This window comes from Kitasatospora sp. NPDC127067 (assembly GCF_042724755.1).
GTDB lineage: Bacteria > Actinomycetota > Actinomycetes > Streptomycetales > Streptomycetaceae > Kitasatospora > Kitasatospora lactacystinica.
This window is the reverse complement of record NZ_JBHXEM010000016.1, coordinates 18,595-36,119: the sequence shown is the minus strand read 5'-3', so window position 1 is coordinate 36,119 and position 17,525 is coordinate 18,595. Positions and strand designations below refer to the sequence as shown.

General features: G+C 73.8%; 13 protein-coding genes. 7 read left to right on the top strand and 6 right to left on the bottom strand.

Going from position 1 to position 17,525, the window contains the following annotated elements:
• Positions 1 to 187: 187 nt before the first annotated feature.
• Positions 188 to 1,612 carry a CCA tRNA nucleotidyltransferase gene (locus tag ACFWJ4_RS09595; RefSeq protein ID WP_380541412.1) on the bottom strand — a complete coding sequence of 475 codons (1,425 nt, stop codon included), beginning with the start codon at positions 1,610 to 1,612 and terminating at the stop codon, positions 188 to 190.
• Between the two features lie 367 nt (positions 1,613 to 1,979).
• Here ACFWJ4_RS09595 and ACFWJ4_RS09590 point away from each other — a divergent pair, with 367 nt between their 5' ends.
• The 7 genes from ACFWJ4_RS09590 (at position 1,980) to trxA (ending at position 12,735) form a co-directional block, all read left to right on the top strand.
• Positions 1,980 to 4,562, top strand: a complete 2,583-nt coding sequence (locus ACFWJ4_RS09590) for a DUF6049 family protein (protein WP_380541276.1) — start codon at positions 1,980 to 1,982, stop codon at positions 4,560 to 4,562.
• Positions 4,563 to 4,620: 58 nt separating this feature from the next.
• Entirely contained in the window at positions 4,621 to 7,089 is a 2,469-nt protein-coding gene (gene murJ, locus ACFWJ4_RS09585) for a murein biosynthesis integral membrane protein MurJ (RefSeq protein ID WP_380541273.1), read from the top strand.
• 303 nt (positions 7,090 to 7,392) lie between these two features.
• Positions 7,393 to 9,387: a serine/threonine protein kinase gene (locus ACFWJ4_RS09580; protein WP_380541270.1), complete on the top strand. Its 1,995-nt coding sequence runs from the start codon at positions 7,393 to 7,395 to the stop codon at positions 9,385 to 9,387.
• Positions 9,388 to 9,439: 52 nt separating this feature from the next.
• Positions 9,440 to 10,159, top strand: coding sequence for an RNA polymerase sigma factor SigM (sigM, locus tag ACFWJ4_RS09575; RefSeq protein ID WP_380541268.1), 720 nt, complete (start codon positions 9,440 to 9,442; stop codon positions 10,157 to 10,159).
• Positions 10,156 to 11,145, top strand: coding sequence for a hypothetical protein (locus tag ACFWJ4_RS09570; RefSeq protein WP_380541265.1), 990 nt, complete (start codon positions 10,156 to 10,158; stop codon positions 11,143 to 11,145). Before sigM ends, ACFWJ4_RS09570 begins: the two co-directional genes overlap by 4 nt.
• A 173-nt stretch (positions 11,146 to 11,318) precedes the next feature.
• A complete protein-coding gene (gene trxB / locus ACFWJ4_RS09565; RefSeq protein WP_380541262.1) occupies positions 11,319 to 12,281 on the top strand; it encodes a thioredoxin-disulfide reductase in 963 nt (320 codons plus the stop codon).
• 127 nt (positions 12,282 to 12,408) lie between these two features.
• Complete coding sequence (trxA, locus tag ACFWJ4_RS09560; RefSeq protein ID WP_359909516.1) at positions 12,409 to 12,735, top strand: thioredoxin; 327 nt, start codon at positions 12,409 to 12,411, stop codon at positions 12,733 to 12,735.
• A 201-nt stretch (positions 12,736 to 12,936) separates the two neighbouring features.
• On the opposite strand, the gene ACFWJ4_RS09555 is transcribed toward trxA, so the two are convergent.
• The 5 genes from ACFWJ4_RS09555 to ACFWJ4_RS09535 form a co-directional block, all read right to left on the bottom strand.
• Positions 12,937 to 13,554, bottom strand: coding sequence for a GNAT family N-acetyltransferase (locus ACFWJ4_RS09555; protein WP_359907015.1), 618 nt, complete (start codon positions 13,552 to 13,554; stop codon positions 12,937 to 12,939).
• Between the two features lie 129 nt (positions 13,555 to 13,683).
• Entirely contained in the window at positions 13,684 to 14,724 is a 1,041-nt protein-coding gene (locus ACFWJ4_RS09550; RefSeq protein WP_359907012.1) for a ParB/RepB/Spo0J family partition protein, read from the bottom strand.
• Complete coding sequence (locus ACFWJ4_RS09545; protein ID WP_359907026.1) at positions 14,721 to 15,665, bottom strand: ParA family protein; 945 nt, start codon at positions 15,663 to 15,665, stop codon at positions 14,721 to 14,723. Before ACFWJ4_RS09545 ends, ACFWJ4_RS09550 begins: the two co-directional genes overlap by 4 nt.
• Positions 15,666 to 15,969: 304 nt before the next feature.
• Positions 15,970 to 16,788: a 16S rRNA (guanine(527)-N(7))-methyltransferase RsmG gene (gene rsmG / locus ACFWJ4_RS09540; RefSeq protein WP_380541259.1), complete on the bottom strand. Its 819-nt coding sequence runs from the start codon at positions 16,786 to 16,788 to the stop codon at positions 15,970 to 15,972.
• 159 nt (positions 16,789 to 16,947) lie between these two features.
• Positions 16,948 to 17,478 carry a protein jag gene (locus ACFWJ4_RS09535; protein ID WP_380541256.1) on the bottom strand — a complete coding sequence of 177 codons (531 nt, stop codon included), beginning with the start codon at positions 17,476 to 17,478 and terminating at the stop codon, positions 16,948 to 16,950.
• Positions 17,479 to 17,525: the final 47 nt, after the last annotated feature.

Here is a 17,525-nt window from a genome sequence, read left to right as displayed (position 1 = left end):
CCGGACGTCGCCCTGCCGCAACACCCCCACCCCCCCCCCCCCCCCGCCCCCGTCCTCGGGGCCCCCCCCCACCCACCCACCGCCGCGGGCGGGGGTGGGGGGGGGCCCCCGCCCCGCGGCCGGGCCCACCCCTCCCGTCGTGTCCGGCACCGTGTCCGGCGCCGCGTCCGGAGATCCGGACCCGGACTCAGCCCTGCTGCTCGGCCCACCAGGCCCGCAGTGCCCCGACCGCCTCGTCGTACTCCATCGGGCCGTGCTCCAGCCGGAGTTCGAGCATGTGCTTGTACGCCTTGCCGACCTGCGGGCCGGGCTTGAGGCCGAGCAGCTCCATGATCTGGTTGCCGTCCAGCGCCGGGCGGACGGCGTCCAGCTCCTCCCGCGCCTTCAGCTCGTCGATCCGGGTCTCCAGACCGTCGTAGGTGCGGGAGAGCGCGGCCGCCTTCTTCTTGTTGCGGGTGGTGCAGTCGGAGCGGGTCAGCTTGTGCAGGCGCTCCAGCAGCGGCCCGGCGTCGGTGACGTAGCGGCGCACCGCCGAGTCGGTCCACTCGCCGCCGCCGTAGCCGTGGAAGCGCAGGTGCAGCTCGACCAGGCGCGAGACGTCCTCGATGAGCTCCTTGGAGTACTTGAGCTCCCGCATCCGCTTGCGGGTCATCTTGGCGCCGACCACCTCGTGGTGGTGGAAGGAGACCCGGCCGTCCGACTCGAAGCGGCGGGTGCGCGGCTTGCCGATGTCGTGCAGCAGCGCGGCGAGCCGCAGGGTGAGGTCCGGGCCGTCCTGCTCCAGGTCGACGGCCTGCTCCAGGACGGTCAGCGAGTGCTCGTAGACGTCCTTGTGCCGGTGGTGCTCGTCCCGCTCCAGCTGCAGCGCGGGGAGCTCGGGCAGCACGTACCCGGCCAGGCCGGTGTCGACCAGCAGCCGCAGGCCCTTCACCGGGTGCTTGGCCAGCAGCAGCTTGTTCAGCTCGGCCTGGATCCGCTCGGCCGAGACGATGGTGAGCCGCTCGGCCATCGCGGTCATCGCGGCGACCACCTCGGGCGCCGGGTCGAAGTCCAGCTGGGCGGCGAAGCGGGCGGCCCGCATCATCCGCAGAGGGTCGTCGGAGAAGGACTCCTCGGGGGTGGCGGGGGTGCGCAGCACCCGGGCCTCCAGGTCCTCCAGACCGTGGTGCGGGTCGACGAAGCCGCGGCCGGGCAGGTCGACGGCCATCGCGTTGACGGTGAAGTCCCGGCGGACCAGGTCCTCCCCGATGGTGTCGCCGTAGCTGACCTCGGGCTTGCGCGAGGTGCGGTCGTACGCCTCGGAGCGGTAGGTGGTGATCTCGATCAGGAAGGAACCCTCGGGGGTGTCCTTGCGGGCGCCGACCGTGCCGAAGGCGATGCCGACGTCCCAGACCGCGTCCGCCCAGCCCTTGACCAGCTTGAGCACCTGCTGCGGGCGGGCGTCGGTGGTGAAGTCCAGGTCGTTGCCGAGCCGGCCGAGCAGCGCGTCCCGGACGGACCCGCCGACCAGCGCCAGCCGGTGACCGGCCGCCTGGAACCGGCGGGCGATCTCGTCGGCGACCGGCGACACCCGCAGCAGCTCTTGGAGGCCGAGGGTCTGGGCCTCGCTCAGGCCTGGTACGACCTGGACGGCGGTACTGGAGGGGTCGGTGTGCGCGGTGGGCTCATTGGCAGTGGACACGGCTCACAAGGGTACGTGCCCCGACAGGTCAACCGCCCGCGCGTTCTGGGCGTCTCACCCCACAGCCCGCAACACTGCGCCGCGGGCTGCATCGTTACCATGCCGGTGGACGAGTCTCGGGCACCGGACGGGGGATGCGGTGCCGCGCGCCGCCACCGTCCGCGGGAACCCCCGCGGCAGCGGTGCGGCGACGGCGTCGGGCGGAGCGATCCAAGAGAGTCAAGCGAAGACCGTCGGGCGGACCGCGCCGGACGACAGCATCAGCAGCGAACGATCGAGAACGGCGAGGGCGAAGCGAGTGAGTGAGCCGGCACGGCACTCGGGCCTGGGGACGCACCGACAGCCTGGAGGGGCCGAGCGCCCCGCCGAGGGGCGTCATCCGGCCCGCCGGACGCGCCGGGCGGGCGCGCGCCTGGCCGCCGCCTGCGCGGCCGCCCTGACCCTCTTCACGGCCACCCCGGCCGGCGCGCTGCCCGCCGGCGGCAACGTCCGGCCGGCCGCGGACTCCACCATCACGGCCGAGTACCCGGTGGTGATGACCATCGACACGCTCAGCCCGCAGGTGGCCACCCCGAACGGCATCGTGACGATCACCGGACACGTCACCAACGCCGGCAAGTCGGCGGTCAAGGGCGCCCACGCGGCCGTCCGCAAGCCGTACTCCAACAAGCCGCTGGACCGGCGCAGCGACCTGGCCAACGTGGCCGACCGCTCCACGCCGGACGGCAAGGACGGCACGGAGCTGGACACCCCCCAGTACGCCCTGCCGGAGCTGAACCCGGGACAGAGCCAGCCGTACACGCTGAGCGTCGCGGTGAGCGACCTCGGACTGTCCGCGAGCGGCGCGTACGAGCTCGCGGTGGACGCCTGGGGCGGGACCGCCGACAACCCGCGCGACCGCCCCCTGGGCATCGCCCGGACCTTCCTGCCGTACAACCCGGGCGGCGCCGAGGCGCAGCCGACGAAGGTCGCCACGGTCTGGCCGCTGGTGCACGCGCCGGTGGTGGCCGCCCAGACCACCACCGACAGCAACGACCAGCCCGTCTCGGTGCTGCGCGACGACAGCCTGGCCACCGAGTTCGCCCCGGGCGGCCGGCTGTACGAGCTGGTCGACACCGGCGCCAAGCTGAACGGCCTGACCTGGGTGATCGACCCGGACCTGCTGGACGCCGCGCTCGCGATGACCAAGACCTACCGGGTGCAGAAGCCGGGCACCGAGGGGTCGGGCAAGTCCGTCAAGGACGACAACACCGTCCAGATGCAGCCCTCGGCCGCCGCCGTCGCCTGGCTGGACAAGCTGCGGGCCGCCGTCGCCAAGCCGGGCACCCAGGTGGTCTCGCTGCCGTACGCCGACCCGGACCTCGCCTCGATCGCCCACAACGGCTCCGACCTGACCGGGATGACCACCGCGCTGAGCAAGGCGGCCACCGCCGGCCGGCTGACCGTCGAGGGCCGGCTCGCCGTGGACACCCGGTCGGACGTCGCCTGGCCGTTCCAGGGCTACCTCGACCAGCAGATCGCCTCCCTCGCCCAGCAGTCGGGCAGCGGGCTGGTGCTGGTCAACGGCGCGAGCATGCCGGAGGCGGACTCGCTCAACTACACCCCGACCGCCGTCCGCCCGATCGGCGGCGGGCAGAGCGCCGTGGTGGCCGACGAGACCGTCTCCTCGCTCTTCGACAAGGACCTGAGCAGCCCGCAGGCGCAGACCGACGCCACCCAGCGCTTCCTCGCCGAGACCTTCGCGATCACCCACGAGCAGCCGCAGAACCAGCGCGGACTGCTGGTCCTGCCCCCGCGCGAGCTGAGCGTCGCCGGCGCCAAGGCGCTGGCGAGCGCCCTGCAGACGGCGGACGGCAAGTGGATCTCCTCGGTCAAGCTGGACGCGGTGGCCCAGTCCGCGGCCGACCCGAAGGCGAACACCGCCGTCCCGGCGCCCACCGACTACCCGACCCAGGCCCGCGCCTCGGAGCTGCCGGCGGCCGACCTGAGCCGCACCGACGACATCCAGCACGACCTGGACACCCTGATGCGGGTGCTCACCCTGCCGCAGCGGGTGCGCGGCCCGTTCAGCGCCGCGATGGTCCGCTCGCTGTCCACCGAATGGCGCAGCCAGCCGCCGGCCGGGAGCACCTACCGCGCCGGCGTCACGAAGTACCTGAAGGAGCTGACCAGCGCCGTCCAGGTGCCGAAGAAGAACGTCGTCACCCTGGCCGGCAACACCGGTCTGCTCCAGGTCAGCGTCCGCAACGACCTGACCCAGACGGTCACCAACCTGAAGCTGGTGCTCACCTCGGCCCAGCCGAACAGGCTGCGGGTGAGCAAGGAGGAGGAGCTGGTCCTCCCGGCCTCGCAGAGCGTGACCCTGCGCTTCAACGCCGAGGCGCACAACAACGGGACGGTCGCGATGACCGCCCAGCTGTGGACCACCGGCCCCGACTCCCGGCCGTACGGCGACCCCCAGCAGTTCAAGGTCGAGGTCACCTCGGTGACCAACGGGGTGCTGTACATCTTCGCGGGCGCCGGCGTCCTGCTGCTGCTGGCCGCGCTGCGCTTCGTGCGCCAGCGCAAGCGGCGCGGCGGCCAGCCGCACGAGGACGGCGACCAGCCGGTAGGGGACGCCCCGGCGGCGGACGGCACCGGAGCGCGGGACACGGCCGAGGACACGGCGGAGGACACGGCGGAGGACCCCGCGCAGGACACCGCGCAGGACGCCTCGGAGGGCACGGCGCAGGACTCCACCGCGGACCGCGCCGGGGCCGCGGAACCGGACCGGGCCGGCGGGACGGACGACACCCGAGGTGACGGTCCCGCGCAGACACCGCGCGGCAGCAGCCCGGATGGCCGGGATCGGGCCGCCGGTGATGAGAAGGTTGGTCCTTGATACCGCCGACCCCCCGCACCGCCGGGCCGGCCTCCCCCCACGACAGCGAAGAGGTGACATGACCGGGCGCAGCGAGGAGCGGCCGTCGGGCCGCGGTGAGAGCCGGCCGGGCGCCGAGTCGCCGTCCGGCGACTGGTACGTGGCCGACACCTACGCCCAGGACCCGTACGCGGCGGACGCGTACGGGCACCCGCAGGACGGCCAGGACCCGTACGGTCTGCAAGCCGGGCGGCCCGTCGCGCCCCAGCAGCCGGCCGCCGCGTACGACGTGCCGCCGCAGCTGCCGCCGCAGGGCGGCGGCTACCCGACGCCGGTGCCGCCGACCCCGTACCAGGCCCAGCAGCAGTTCGCGGCCCCGGTGCCGCCGGTGCAGCCCGGCTGGGACACCCCGGTGCAGGGCGCCTGGCCGCAGCAGCCGGCCCCGGCGCAGGCCGCCGGTGGCCACTGGGGCGGCGTCGAACAGCCCCGGCCGCAGTGGGAGCCGGGCCCGGCGCACTCCGCCTGGGACACCGAGACCACCGAGTACGTCGGGGTGGACGCCCTGTTCGGCGGCCGCCCGGCGCAGGCCGCGGCCCAGCCGCCGGTCCCGCAGCCCGCCCCGGCCCCGCAGCCGGTCCAGCCGACCGCCCCTCCGGTCGGCCCCGCCCCGTACCCGCCGGCGGGCGGCTACCCGGGACAGCCGCAGCACGGCGGCGCTCCGGGCGGGCAGCAGCACTTCGTGCCGCCGATCGAGTTCGACCCGCCGCTCTCCGAGGAGGAGGCCACCAGGCAGGTGGCCGCCGTCGCGGTGCCCCCGGCGGTCGAACCGCTGTCCGACATCGTCGCCGAGGAGCAGGCCGCCCAGCAGGCGCCCGCCGCCGAACCCGCCCAGGCGGCCGGTGGCGGCAAGGTCGCCAGCCTGCTGAACTCCAGCGCGATCATGGCGGCCGGCACGCTGGTCTCCCGCGGCACCGGCTTCGTCCGGACCATGGTGATCACCGCGGCCATCGGTGTCGGCGTGATGGGTGACTCCTACAACGCGGCGAACACCCTGCCGACCCTGCTGTACATCCTGATCGGCGGCGGCGCGCTGAACGCGGTCTTCGTGCCGCAGCTGGTGCGCAGCATGAAGAACGACGAGGACGGCGGCACCGCGTACGCCAGCCGGCTGCTCACCCTGGTGATGGTCGGGCTCGGCGGCGTGGTCTTCCTGGCGGTGCTCGGGGCGCCCGTGCTGGTGCAGCTGATCGCCCACCCGATGATGGCCAACCCGGAGCGCGCCGACACCACGGTGGCGATGGCCCGCTTCTGCCTGCCGAGCATCTTCTTCATGGGCATCCACGTGGTGATGGGCCAGATCCTCAACGCCCGCGGCCGCTTCGGCGCGATGATGTGGACCCCGGTCCTGAACAACATCGTGGTGATCTTCACCTTCTCCGCCTACATCTGGGTCTACGGCGGCTTCGGCACCACCCACGTCACCCCGGAGGGCATCTCCCCCGAGGGCGTGCGGCTGCTCGGCCTCGGCACCCTGATCGGTCTGGTCGTCCAGTCGCTGGCGATGATCCCGTACCTGCGGGCCGCCGAGTTCCGCTTCCGGCCCCGCTTCGACTGGCGCGGTCACGGCCTGGGCAAGGCCGCCCGGCTGGCCAAGTGGACGTTCTTCTTCGTGCTCGCCAACCAGGCTGGCTACCTGGTGATCACCCAGCTGTCCACCAAGGCGGGCGACGCCGCGGCGGCGGCCGGCCACGGCGGCGTCGGCCTGGCCGCGTTCTCCAACGCGCTGCTGATCTGGCAGCTCCCGCAGGCCGTGATCACCGTCTCGATCATGAGCGCGGTACTCCCCCGGCTCTCCCGGGCGGCGGCCGACGAGGACGCCGGCGCCGTGCGCGACGACATCTCCTACGGCCTGCGCACCACCGCGGTGGCGGTCGTCCCGGCGGCCTTCCTGTTCCTGTCGCTGGGCCCGGTGATCGGCCGGGCGATCTACGCGGTCGGCGGCAACGACACCGTCCTGAACGACGCCACCAACGTCGGTCTGATGCTCTCCGCGTTCGCCCTGGGCCTGATCCCGTACTCCGCCCAGTACGTGATGCTGCGCGGCTTCTACGCCTACGAGGACACCCGCACGCCGTTCTCCAACACCGTCTGGGTCGCGGCCTGCCAGGCAGGCTTCGCCCTGCTGTGCTGGCTGGTGCTGCCCGCCGAGTGGACGGTGGTCGGCCTCGCCTTCGGCTACGGCCTCGCCTACGCCGTCGGGGTGACGGTCGCGATGCCGAAGCTGAAGAAGCGGATCGGCGGACTGGACACCAAGCGGATCGGCAGGACGTACAGCCGGCTGGCCGCCGCCTGCGTCCCGGCCGCCCTGGTCGGCCTCGGCGCCAGCCTGGGGGTCCAGCAGGTGCTCGGCGGCTGGCCGGGCAGCGTGGCGGCCCTGGTCGTGGCCGGCGGCCTCCAGCTGGCGGTCTTCGTGCTCATCGCGAAGCGCCTGCGGATCGAGGAACTGAACGCCATGCTGGGCATGGTCCGCGGCCGGCTGGGCCGCTGACCGTCCGACCACCGGCCGGACGAGCGGGCGCCCTGACCGGGCGTCAACCGGAGCGAGACGCTCCTCCGCTCGTCCGGCCGAGTGCTGGGGCACCGGTCGGTTCGGGTCCGCCCGACCGTCGGATGGCGACCCGGTGTCGAATCTGCACCACATCTCTCCACCCGCGTGCAACCGAGCGGACGTCTCAGCGGTCGTACCCGGTGGAGAAGAGTGGGCACAATTGTCCTGGAGCACAGGGCCGCCGACCCCCGGGCTCCAGCGAATCTCTCAGGCCGGGGCTACACAAGGGGAGGCAGGACCACGGTGGCTGATGGCACCAAGGCCGTCGTCGACACGTCAGCAGCTGACGCGGCGACGGACGAGGCCGCACTGGCCGCGGCGATCGACGAGCTCACGGGCTCGCAGGACGCCGGCGGGAGCACCTCCGCGGACGCCCGCGGGGGCGCCACCACCGCTGCCGCCGCCCCCGGGCGCACCGACGCGGACAAGGACGAGGACAAGGACGAGGACGGGGACGAGGGCGGGCACGACGCACCGGCCGCAGGACCGGGCACCCCCGCCGGCGAGGAGACCTCGGAGATCACCGCACCGCTCTCCGTGCAGGAGCTCCGCGCCGAACTGGCCGCCGGCTCCCCCCGGAAGAAGCCCGCCGACGAACCCGCCCGCCCGGCGCGCCGCCCCACCGACCCGCAGCCCACGGTCGACCCGCGCGACACCGCCACCCTCCCGCGCACCCTCCCCGCCCCGCAGCGCCGCAGCGGCGACATGATCGGCCACCGGTACCGGCTGGAGGAGTGCATCTCCCAGACCGAGACCTTCAGCAGCTGGCGCGCCGTCGACGAGAAGCTGCGCCGGGCCGTCGGCGTCCACCTGATGGCCTCCGGCCACCAGCGGGCCCGCAAGGTGGTGGCGGCCGCCAAGTCCGCCGCGCTGCTCGGCGACCCGCGCTTCGTCCAGGTCCTCGACGCCGTCCACGAGGGCGAGCTGGTCTACGTCGTCCGGGAGTGGCTGCCGCACTCCTCCGACCTGGCCAGGCTGCTCGCCAACGGCCCGATGGAGCCGCACGAGGCGTACCAGATGGTCCGCCAGGTCGCCGACGCCGTCGCGGCCGCCCACCGGCGCGGCCAGGCCCACCTGCGGCTCACCCCGCGCTGCGTGCTGCGCACCGACAGCGGCCAGTACCGGATCAACGGCATCGCGGTGGACGCCGCCCTGCGCGGGCTGCCCGCCGAGGACGCCGAGGACGCCCAGCGGGCGGACACCCGCGCGATCGGCGCACTGCTGTTCGCCGCGCTCACCCACCGCTGGCCGTACCCGGAGGACCGCTACGACCTCCAGGGCCTGCCCAAGGGCCTCCAGAACGCCGCGCCGGACCAGGTCCGCGCCGGGGTCCACAAGGGCCTGTCCGAGCTCGCCGCGCGGGCCCTGTTCGACCAGCCGCCGCACCACGCCCAGCCGATCACCACGCCGGAGGAGCTGGTCCGGGCGATCGCGCAGATGCCCCGGATCCGCCAGCCCGAACCGGAGCTGCCCGCCTTCCCGGCCCCGCCCCGGCACAACACCCACGCGCTGCCCACCGCGCCCAACCCGACCCGGGTCGCCGACACCACCGTCGCCCCGCTGCCGGCCTCCTCCCGCCCGGCCTCCTCCCGGCGCGCCAGGCGGCGGCTGCGCCGGGTGGTCAAGGCCACCGCGTGGACGGTCGCGCTGGGAGCGATCGGCGTCGCCTCCTGGCAGTTCGTCGACAGCCTGCGGCACACCGGGTCGGCCACCGCGTCCACCGCCCCCTCGACCAGCAGCACCGCGCCGAGCCCCCAGGCCAGCACCCACAACCCGGTGACGCTGGCCGTCAAGGACGCGCAGTCCTACAACCCCCTGGGCGACGGACCCGAGGGCACCGAGAGCATCGGGAAGGCCATCGACGGCGACCTGAGCACCTCGTGGACCACCGGCTGGTACGTCGACCAGTTCGGCGCCAAGCCGCCCGCGCTGAAGTCGGGCACCGGCCTGCTGATCGACCTCGGCTCGCCGCAGCCGGTCTCCTCGGTGAACGTCCAGTTCTCCGGCGGCGAGCAGTCCGCGGAGCTGCGGCTGCCCACCCCGGCCGCCGGCGCCAACCCGCTGCAGGCCAAGCCGGACGCCTTCACCGTCGTCGGGAAGAAGACCGGGAGCAACGTCGAGTACACCCTCGACTCCCCGGTCACCACGCGGTACCTCTTGATCTGGCTGACCGGTCTGACGAAGGATACCGACGGCAGGTTCCGCGGCCACGTCGCCGAGGTGAAGGTCTCCGGCTGATCCGACGACCGCGGACGCGGCACGGACCGGCGGCCGGGAGGGAGGGGTGACGGTGGCGGACGACGCGCACCCGACGGACGACGCGACGCTGCTCGCCCGGCACGTCGCCGGCGACCCGGCGGCCTTCGGTCTGCTGGTGGACCGCCACCGCGACCGGCTCTGGGCGGTCGCCCTGCGCACCCTGGGCGACCGCGAGGAGGCCGCCGACGCCCTCCAGGACGCCCTGGTCTCCGCCTTCCGCGCCGCCGCCGGCTTCCAGGGCCGCTCGGCGGTCACCACCTGGCTGCACCGGATCGTGGTCAACGCCTGCCTGGACCGCGCCCGGCGCGGCGCCACCCGCCGCACCACCCCGCTCGACGAGGACCCCCAGCGGCTGGACACCCTGGTCGGCAGCGCCGAGCCGGCCGACTTCCCGGTGGTCCGGGCCGAGCTGCACCGCGAGCTGACCGCGGCGCTCGCCGAGCTGCCCGCCGAGCAGCGGGCCGCACTGGTGCTGGTCGACATGCAGGGGTACCCGGTGGCCGAGGCGGCCGAACTGCTGGGCGTTCCGGTGGGCACCGTGAAGAGCCGCTGCGCGCGCGGCCGGGCCCGGCTCCTCCCCCTGGTCCGGCACCTGCGCGAGCCCGATGTTTCACGTGAAACACCGCCCGCCCGCGGCTCGGCCCCACCGCGCCGCGACACCCGGGGGAACCCGAAGCCGCCCGGCACCGTCACAGGGTCGGGCCCGAGCACCGGCCGGACGGTCCTGGAAGGAGACGCGAGCACCCGATGAACGCCCACCCCTCCTTCCCCGACCCCGCCGAGGACCACCCCCCGATCGAGCGGCTGGCCGACCTCGCCGAAGGACTGATCGAGTCCCCGGACACCATCGGGGCGCTGCGCCGGCACCTGGACGGCTGCGCCGAGTGCCGGGAGACCGTCGACGCCCTCGCCGAGGTCCAGTCGCTGCTCGGCGACGTCGAGACCCCGCCGATGCCGGCCGACGTCGCCGCCCGGCTGGACGCGGCACTGGCCGAGGCCGCCGCCGCAGCCGCCGGGAGCGGCCGCGAGGCCGTCGAACCGGCTCAGGAGGCCCCCGCGGCCGACCACCGGGCCGAGGCCCCGGCCCGGCCCGCGCGTGCCGCCACGGTGCCCGTCACGCCCTCCTCCACGGCCTCCCGGCCGGCTGCCCCGTCCGGCGACCGACCCGCCGGCCGGTCCGGCTCGGCCGTCGGGCCCGGTCGCGCCCGCCGGCGACGGTTCGCCCTGCTGCTCGGCACGGCCGCCGTCCTGGCCGCCCTCGGGCTCGGCGGGGCACTGCTGCTCCACCCCGACGACGGGTCCGGCACGGTGGCGGCCACCGCGGGCAGCGCCCCGGCCGCCACCACCGACGGCCACGATGTCCGCGCCCCGCACACGGCGGGCGCCGGCACCGACTACCGCGACGACGAACTCACCACCCAGGTGCAGCAATTGCTGGCCCGCTCGAAGAACGTCCCGGGACTGCTGGCCACCGGGCCCGCCCAGTCCGAGGGGGCCCCGCCCGCCGACGGCGGCCGCCCGGAGCCCGACTCGCCCTCCCCCGCCTCCCCCAGCGGCCCGGGCTGCCCGGCACCCGCCTCCGGCACCCCGCTGGCCACCGACCGGGGCAGCTACCACGGCGCCCCGGTCGACGTCCTGGTCTACTCCCTGCCCGGCCGCCCCGGTTCCGTCGACGTCTACCTGCGCTCCCCCGACTGCGGCCCGGTCGTCCTGCACCAGGCCGTTCCCAGCCGCTGACCGGCCGTTCCCATGCGATCCACGCCGACGGCGGCACGCCGCTTCCGGACTTCGGGCGCCTGGTACTGATCCGCCTGGGAATGCGAGACACTGGTCAGTCGTTGTCCCGGGCGGCGGAGCAGGACCGCCCTCCCCGCAGCAAACGCGGGTCGCGATGCGAACCAGGAGAAGCAGTGAGCGACGTCCGTAACGTGATCATCATCGGTTCCGGCCCGGCCGGGTACACGGCCGCGCTCTACACGGCCCGTGCCTCCCTCAAGCCGCTGGTCTTCGAGGGGGCCGTGACCGCCGGTGGTGCGCTCATGAACACCACCGAGGTCGAGAACTTCCCGGGCTTCCGGGACGGCATCATGGGCCCCGAGCTGATGGACAACATGCGGGCCCAGGCCGAGCGCTTCGGCGCCGAGCTGATCCCCGACGACATCGTCGCGGTCGACCTCACCGGTGACATCAAGACCGTCACCGACTCCGAGGGCAACGTGCACAAGGCGCGCGCCGTGATCGTCACCACCGGCTCCCAGCACCGCAAGCTCGGCCTGCCCAACGAGGACAAGCTCTCCGGCCGCGGCGTCTCCTGGTGCGCCACCTGCGACGGCTTCTTCTTCCGCGACCAGGACATCGCGGTGGTCGGCGGCGGCGACACCGCCCTGGAGGAGGCGACCTTCCTCTCCCGCTTCGCCCGCAGCGTCACGATCATCCACCGCCGCGACACCCTGCGCGCCTCCAAGGCGATGCAGGAGCGCGCCTTCGCCGACCCGAAGATCCGCTTCGAGTGGGACAGCGCGGTCGAGGCCATCCACGGCGACCCGAAGCTGACCGGCGTCACCCTGCGCGACACCACCACCGGCGAGACCCGCGAGCTGGCCGTCACCGGTCTGTTCATCGCGATCGGCCACGACCCGCGCACCGAGCTCTTCAAGGGCCAGCTGGACCTGGACGCCGAGGGCTACCTCAAGGTCGAGGCCCCCTCGACCCGGACCAACATCCCGGGCGTCTTCGGCGCCGGCGACGTCGTGGACCACACCTACCGCCAGGCCATCACCGCCGCCGGCACCGGCTGCTCCTCCGCCCTGGACGCCGAGCGCTACCTGGCCGCGCTGGACGACCTGGAGGCCAAGGCCGCCGTCGCGGTCTGAGCCCCACCCTCCGCCCCACGGGGGTGTTCCACGTGAAACACCCCCGCCCCGGCCGGGCAGAAACAGAACGGGCCCACCCGTTGTTCTCCTGGCAGCAGCCCCCTCCGTCCGAACCCGAGGAGTTCCCGTGGCCGGCGCCACCACCACCGTCACCGACGCGACGTTCGAGCAGGACGTCCTGAAGAGCGAGAAGCCCGTACTGGTCGACTTCTGGGCCACCTGGTGCGGCCCGTGCCGCCAGGTCGCCCCGGTCCTGGACGACATCGCGGCCGAGCACGGCGAGAAGCTGACCATCGCCAAGCTGGACGTGGACGCCAACCAGGCGACCGCCGCCAAGTACGGCGTCATCTCGATCCCGACCCTGATCGTCTACAAGGACGGCGAGCCGGTGAAGTCCATCACCGGTGCCCGTCCGAAGGCCGCGCTGCTGCGCGAGCTGGCCGAGTTCATCTAGGTCTTCCGGTCGTCGACCGCACGGCGGCGGGGCTCCCCTCGGTGGGGAGCCCCGCCGCCGTCGTTTCCGGGCCCTCCGGACGCCCCTGGAGACGCCCGTGGCGACGCCCTCCCGAGGCGCCCTCCCGAGGCGCCCTCCCGAGGCGCCCTCCCGAGGCGCCCTCCCGAGGCGCCCTACGGAGCCGCCCTACGGAGGCGCCCGCTAGAACGGCCGCAGCGCGGGCTCCTTGCGCCCGCCGCCCAACAGCCGCTCCAGCGCCCCCTCCACATCACCCCGCCAGGAGAGCGTCGTCCGCGCCTCCAGACGCAGCCGCGGGTAGCGCTGGTGCGGGCGGACGGTCTTGAAGCCGACCGCGAGCAGATGGTCGGCCGGCAGCACGCAGCTGGTCGGCACCCGCCCGGACGAGCCGAAGGCCTCGATCGCCCGCACCCCCCGCCCGATCAGGTCCTTGGCCACCGTCTGCACCAGCACCCGGCCGAGGCCCTGGCGCTGGTAGCCCGGCAGCACCCGGCTGACCATCAGCTGAACGGCGTCCGCCGACACCGGGCTGGTCGGGAAGGACTGCGAGCGGGGGACGTAGGCGGGCGGTGCGTAGAGCACGAACCCGGCGGGCCGGTCGTCCACGTAGACGATCCGCCCGCAGGAGCCCCACTCCAGCAGCACCGTGGAGATCCACCCCTCCTTCTCCAGCTCCGGCTTGCCCGCCTCGACCGCCTCCTTCGCGCTGACCGGGTCCAGCTCCCAGAACACGCAGGAGCGACAGCCGTTCGGCAGGTCCCCGAGGTTGTCCAGCGTCAGCGGAGCGATCCGCCGTCCCATGGCCGCACCTCCTCCCTCTCACGGTCGAGCATTCCCCCACGAACGCCGATGGGTGCATGTTTCACGTGAAACAGCGCTCACGTGGAACACGCACCCATCGGGTCGTTGCCCTCGGCCGGCCGGTCCGGCTCAGCCCTGCGACAGTCGCAGACCGTCCTCACCCGGGGCCATGCTGTCCAGGATCCGGTTCAGGTCCTCCACCGAGCCGAACTCCAGCACCACCTTGCCCTTGCCCAGCTTCCCGCCGCGCTGCGACACCTCGACCTTGACCCGGGTGTCGAAGCGGTCGGACAGCCGGCTCGCCAGGTCGTTGAAGGCCGGGGAGTTCAGCTTGCCCGCCTTCGGCGCCTGGCGCTTGGGCTCCTCCGGTTCCTCCGAGCGCATCAGCACGACGATCTCCTCGACGTTGCGCACCGTGAGGCCCTCGGCGATGACCCGCGCGGCCAGCCGCTCCTGCTGCTCGGGCCCCGACAGGCCGAGCAGCGCCCGGGCGTGTCCGGCCATCAGCGTCCCGGCCACCAGCCGGGTCTGGACGGACGGCGGGAGCTTCATCAGCCGCAGGGTGTTGGAGACGTGCGTGCGGGAGCGGCCGATCCGGTCGGCCAGCTCCTCGTGGGTGCAGGCGAAGTCCCGCAGCAGCTGGTCGTAGGCGGCCGCCTCCTCCACCGGGTTCAGCTCGGCGCGGTGCAGGTTCTCCAGGAGGGCGTCCAGCAGCAGCTTGTCGTCCTCGGTGGCCCGGACGATCGCCGGGATCCGCTCCAGCCCGGCCTCCCGGGAGGCGCGCCAGCGGCGCTCGCCCATGATCAGCTCGAAGCTGTCCGCACCGACCTGGCGCACCACGATCGGCTGGAGCAGCCCGACCTCCTTGATGGAGGTGACCAGCTCGGCCAGCTTGTCCTCGTCGAAGACCTCACGCGGCTGGCGCGGGTTCGGGGTGATCGCGTCCAGCGGCAGCTCGGCGAAGTACGCACCGGCCGGCTGCGCCTGCTCGGCCCGCTTCTCCGCGGCCGCCCGGGCCGCCACCGTGCCGCGGCCGCTCGGCAGCGGCGTCACCGAGGCCGGTGCGGGCGCGGCTGCCGCGGGCTTCGCCTCCGCCCCGCCGTCCACCGGCGCGGCGGGGCGGATCAACGCCTCCAGCCCTCGTCCCAGACCAACCCTGCGAGCACTCACTGATGACCCTCCGTCGTGCCGTGCTGTGCCACCGGGGCGCCGTGCCCCTGCTGGCCGTCCCGCTGCTGACCCACCAGCGAGCCGCCCTGGCCCACCGCACGCAGCGCGAGCTCGCGGGCGGCCTCCAGGTAGGAGAGCGCCCCGGTCGAGCCCGGGTCGTAGGTGAGCACCGTCTGCCCGTAGCTGGGCGCCTCCGAGATGCGCACCGAGCGCGGGATCGCCGTGCTCAGCACCTCTTGGTGGAAGTGGGTCCGGACCTCCTCGGCGACCTGGGCGGCCAGCCTGGTCCGGGCGTCGTACATGGTGAGCAGGATGGTCGACACGTGCAGTGCGGGATTGAGGTGCGCGCGCACCAGCTCGACGTTGCGCAGCAGCTGGCCGAGGCCCTCCAGGGCGTAGTACTCGCACTGGATCGGGATCATCACCTCCTGGCCGGCGACCAGGGCGTTGACCGTCAGCAGACCCAGCGAGGGCGGACAGTCGATCAGGATGTAGTCGAGCGGCTGCTCGTAGGCGGCGATGGCCCGCTGGAGCCGGCTCTCCCGGGCCACCAGGGAGACCAGCTCGATCTCGGCGCCGGCCAGGTCGATGGTGGCGGGGACGCAGAACAGCCCCTCGACGTCGTGCACCGGCTGCACCACGTCGGCCAGCGGCTTGCCCTCCACCAGGACGTCGTAGATGGACGGCACCTCGGCGTGGTGGTCGATGCCGAGCGCCGTGGAGGCGTTGCCTTGCGGGTCGAGGTCGACGACCAGGACGCGCAGGCCGTGCATGGCGAGCGAGGCGGCCATGTTCACGGTGGTGGTGGTCTTGCCCACCCCACCCTTCTGGTTGGCGACCACGATCACCCGGGTGGCGGCGGGCCGGGGCAGTCCCTCGCCCGCTCGGCCGATCGCCTGAACCGCAGCCTGGGCAGCCCGTGCGATGGGCGTGTCATCGATCTGGTCGACGGTCTCCGAGTCCTGCATGGGGGTCAGTGTTTCACGTGAAACCGGAGCGGCAACAGTCGCCGCCCGGTCACGGCGGAGGATGCCCGAGAGCAAGGAGCGACGTTTCACGTGAAACACCATGCCCGCTATGCCGGAAATCTGACGTTGCGACACTCCGGTGTCCCGGGGGCACCACCCGGCCGAACGCCGGGGGGGAACAGCGGCCCGTCCGCCACCTGAACGACGACGGGCGGACGATCCTCCCTCGCAGGAGGCCGTCCGCCCGTGTTCGGTACGTCTTCGGCGTCACGCCGGATCAGCGACTGCGGCGCCGCCCGCCCCGGCCGCGCTCGCCGTTCCGGACGCTCGCGGTGCGACCCGCCCGGGCCGCCTTGGCGCGCCGGGTGGCCGCCTTCACCCCGCCGGGGCTCTCCCCCGCCTTCACCTGGATCACCCGGGTCGAGGTCTCCAGGGTGCCCTCGCCGACCGCGATGACGCTCCACTCGACCGCACCCAGCTTGGCCAGACCGGCCCGCGATTCGGCCAGCTCCTGCTCCGCGCTGTCGCCCTTGAGCGCCAGCATCTGTCCGTGCGGGCGCAGCAGCGGCATGCCCCAGCCGGCCAGCCGGTCCAGCGGCGCCACCGCCCGGGCGGTCACCACGTCCACCGCGAGCTTGCCGACCATCTCCTCCGCGCGACCGCGCAGCACCGTGACGTTGTCCAGGCCCAGCTCCCGGACGACCTCCTCCAGGAAGGTGGTCCGGCGCAGCAGCGGCTCCAGCAGCGTCACCGAGACGTCCGGACGGGCCAGCGCCACCGGGATGCCCGGCAGGCCGGCCCCGGAGCCGACGTCGCACAGGGTGGTGCCGGCGGGCAGCAGCTCGGCCAGCACCGCGCAGTTCAGCACGTGGCGGTCCCAGAGCCGGGGCACCTCGCGGGGCCCGATCAGCCCGCGCTGAACGCCCGCGGTGGCCAGCAGCTCCGTGTAGCGGACCGCGGCGTCGTAGCGTTCCCCGAAGACCTCCCGGGCGACGGCCGGCGCCTCGGACAGCTGGTCCAGCTCGGTGGCCCGCCCCTCAGCGGCCGGGTCCACGTCCGCCCCCGGCCGGCCGGCAGCCGCGTTCTCCGTGTCCATCTCGACCTCTCCGATCCCCGGATCCACCGACCCGCTCAACGCACTGTTTCACGTGAAACATCCCAGAAGGGACGACGACCCCGCCCGCACGAGGCGGACGGGGTCACGTCCGGTGAAGCTCTCCGGCCGCCACGGCGGCCGGTCGTCGACCTGTCGGCCTCAGACCGGCAGCACGACCACGAACCGCTGGGGCTCTTCGCCCTCGGACTCGCTGCGCAGGCCGGCCGCGGCGACCGCGTCGTGGACGACCTTGCGCTCGAAGGGAGTCATCGGCCGCAGCTTGACCTGCTCGCCACTGCTCTTGGCCTGCTCCGCGGCCTTGGCCCCGAGCACCGCCAGCTCCTCGCGCTTGCGGGCCCGGAAGCCGGCAATGTCCAGCATGAGGCGGCTGCGCTCGCCGGTCTCCCGGTGGACAGCCAACCGGGTCAGCTCCTGGAGGGCCTCCAGCACCTCGCCGTCCTGGCCGACCAGGCGCTGCAGCGCGCGGTCGTTGCCGTCACTGACGATGGAGACCAGGGCACGGTCGCCCTCGACGTCCATGTCGATGTCACCGTCCAGGTCGGCGATGTCGAGCAGACCCTCCAGGTAGTCCGCCGCGATGTCGCCCTCCTGCTCCAGACGGGAGATGAGGCTCTCGTCGGAACTGGCGGCGGTCTCGGCCTCGACGGCGGAGGTGGTGCCTTCCGTCACTGATGGACTCCTTCGGAGATGGGCCCGTCTGCCGGGCCGGGAACGAA

What these genes read in the sequence shown, in the direction of transcription:
- murJ (WP_380541273.1), top strand. Translation starts at nt 4,621, where the DNA reads ATGACCGGGCGCAGCGAGGAGCGGCCGTCGGGCCGCGGTGAGAGCCGG.
- ACFWJ4_RS09570 (WP_380541265.1), top strand. Translation starts at nt 10,156, where the DNA reads ATGAACGCCCACCCCTCCTTCCCCGACCCCGCCGAGGACCACCCCCCG.
- ACFWJ4_RS09555 (WP_359907015.1), bottom strand. Translation starts at nt 13,554, where the DNA reads ATGGGACGGCGGATCGCTCCGCTGACGCTGGACAACCTCGGGGACCTG.
- rsmG (WP_380541259.1), bottom strand. Translation starts at nt 16,788, where the DNA reads ATGGACACGGAGAACGCGGCTGCCGGCCGGCCGGGGGCGGACGTGGAC.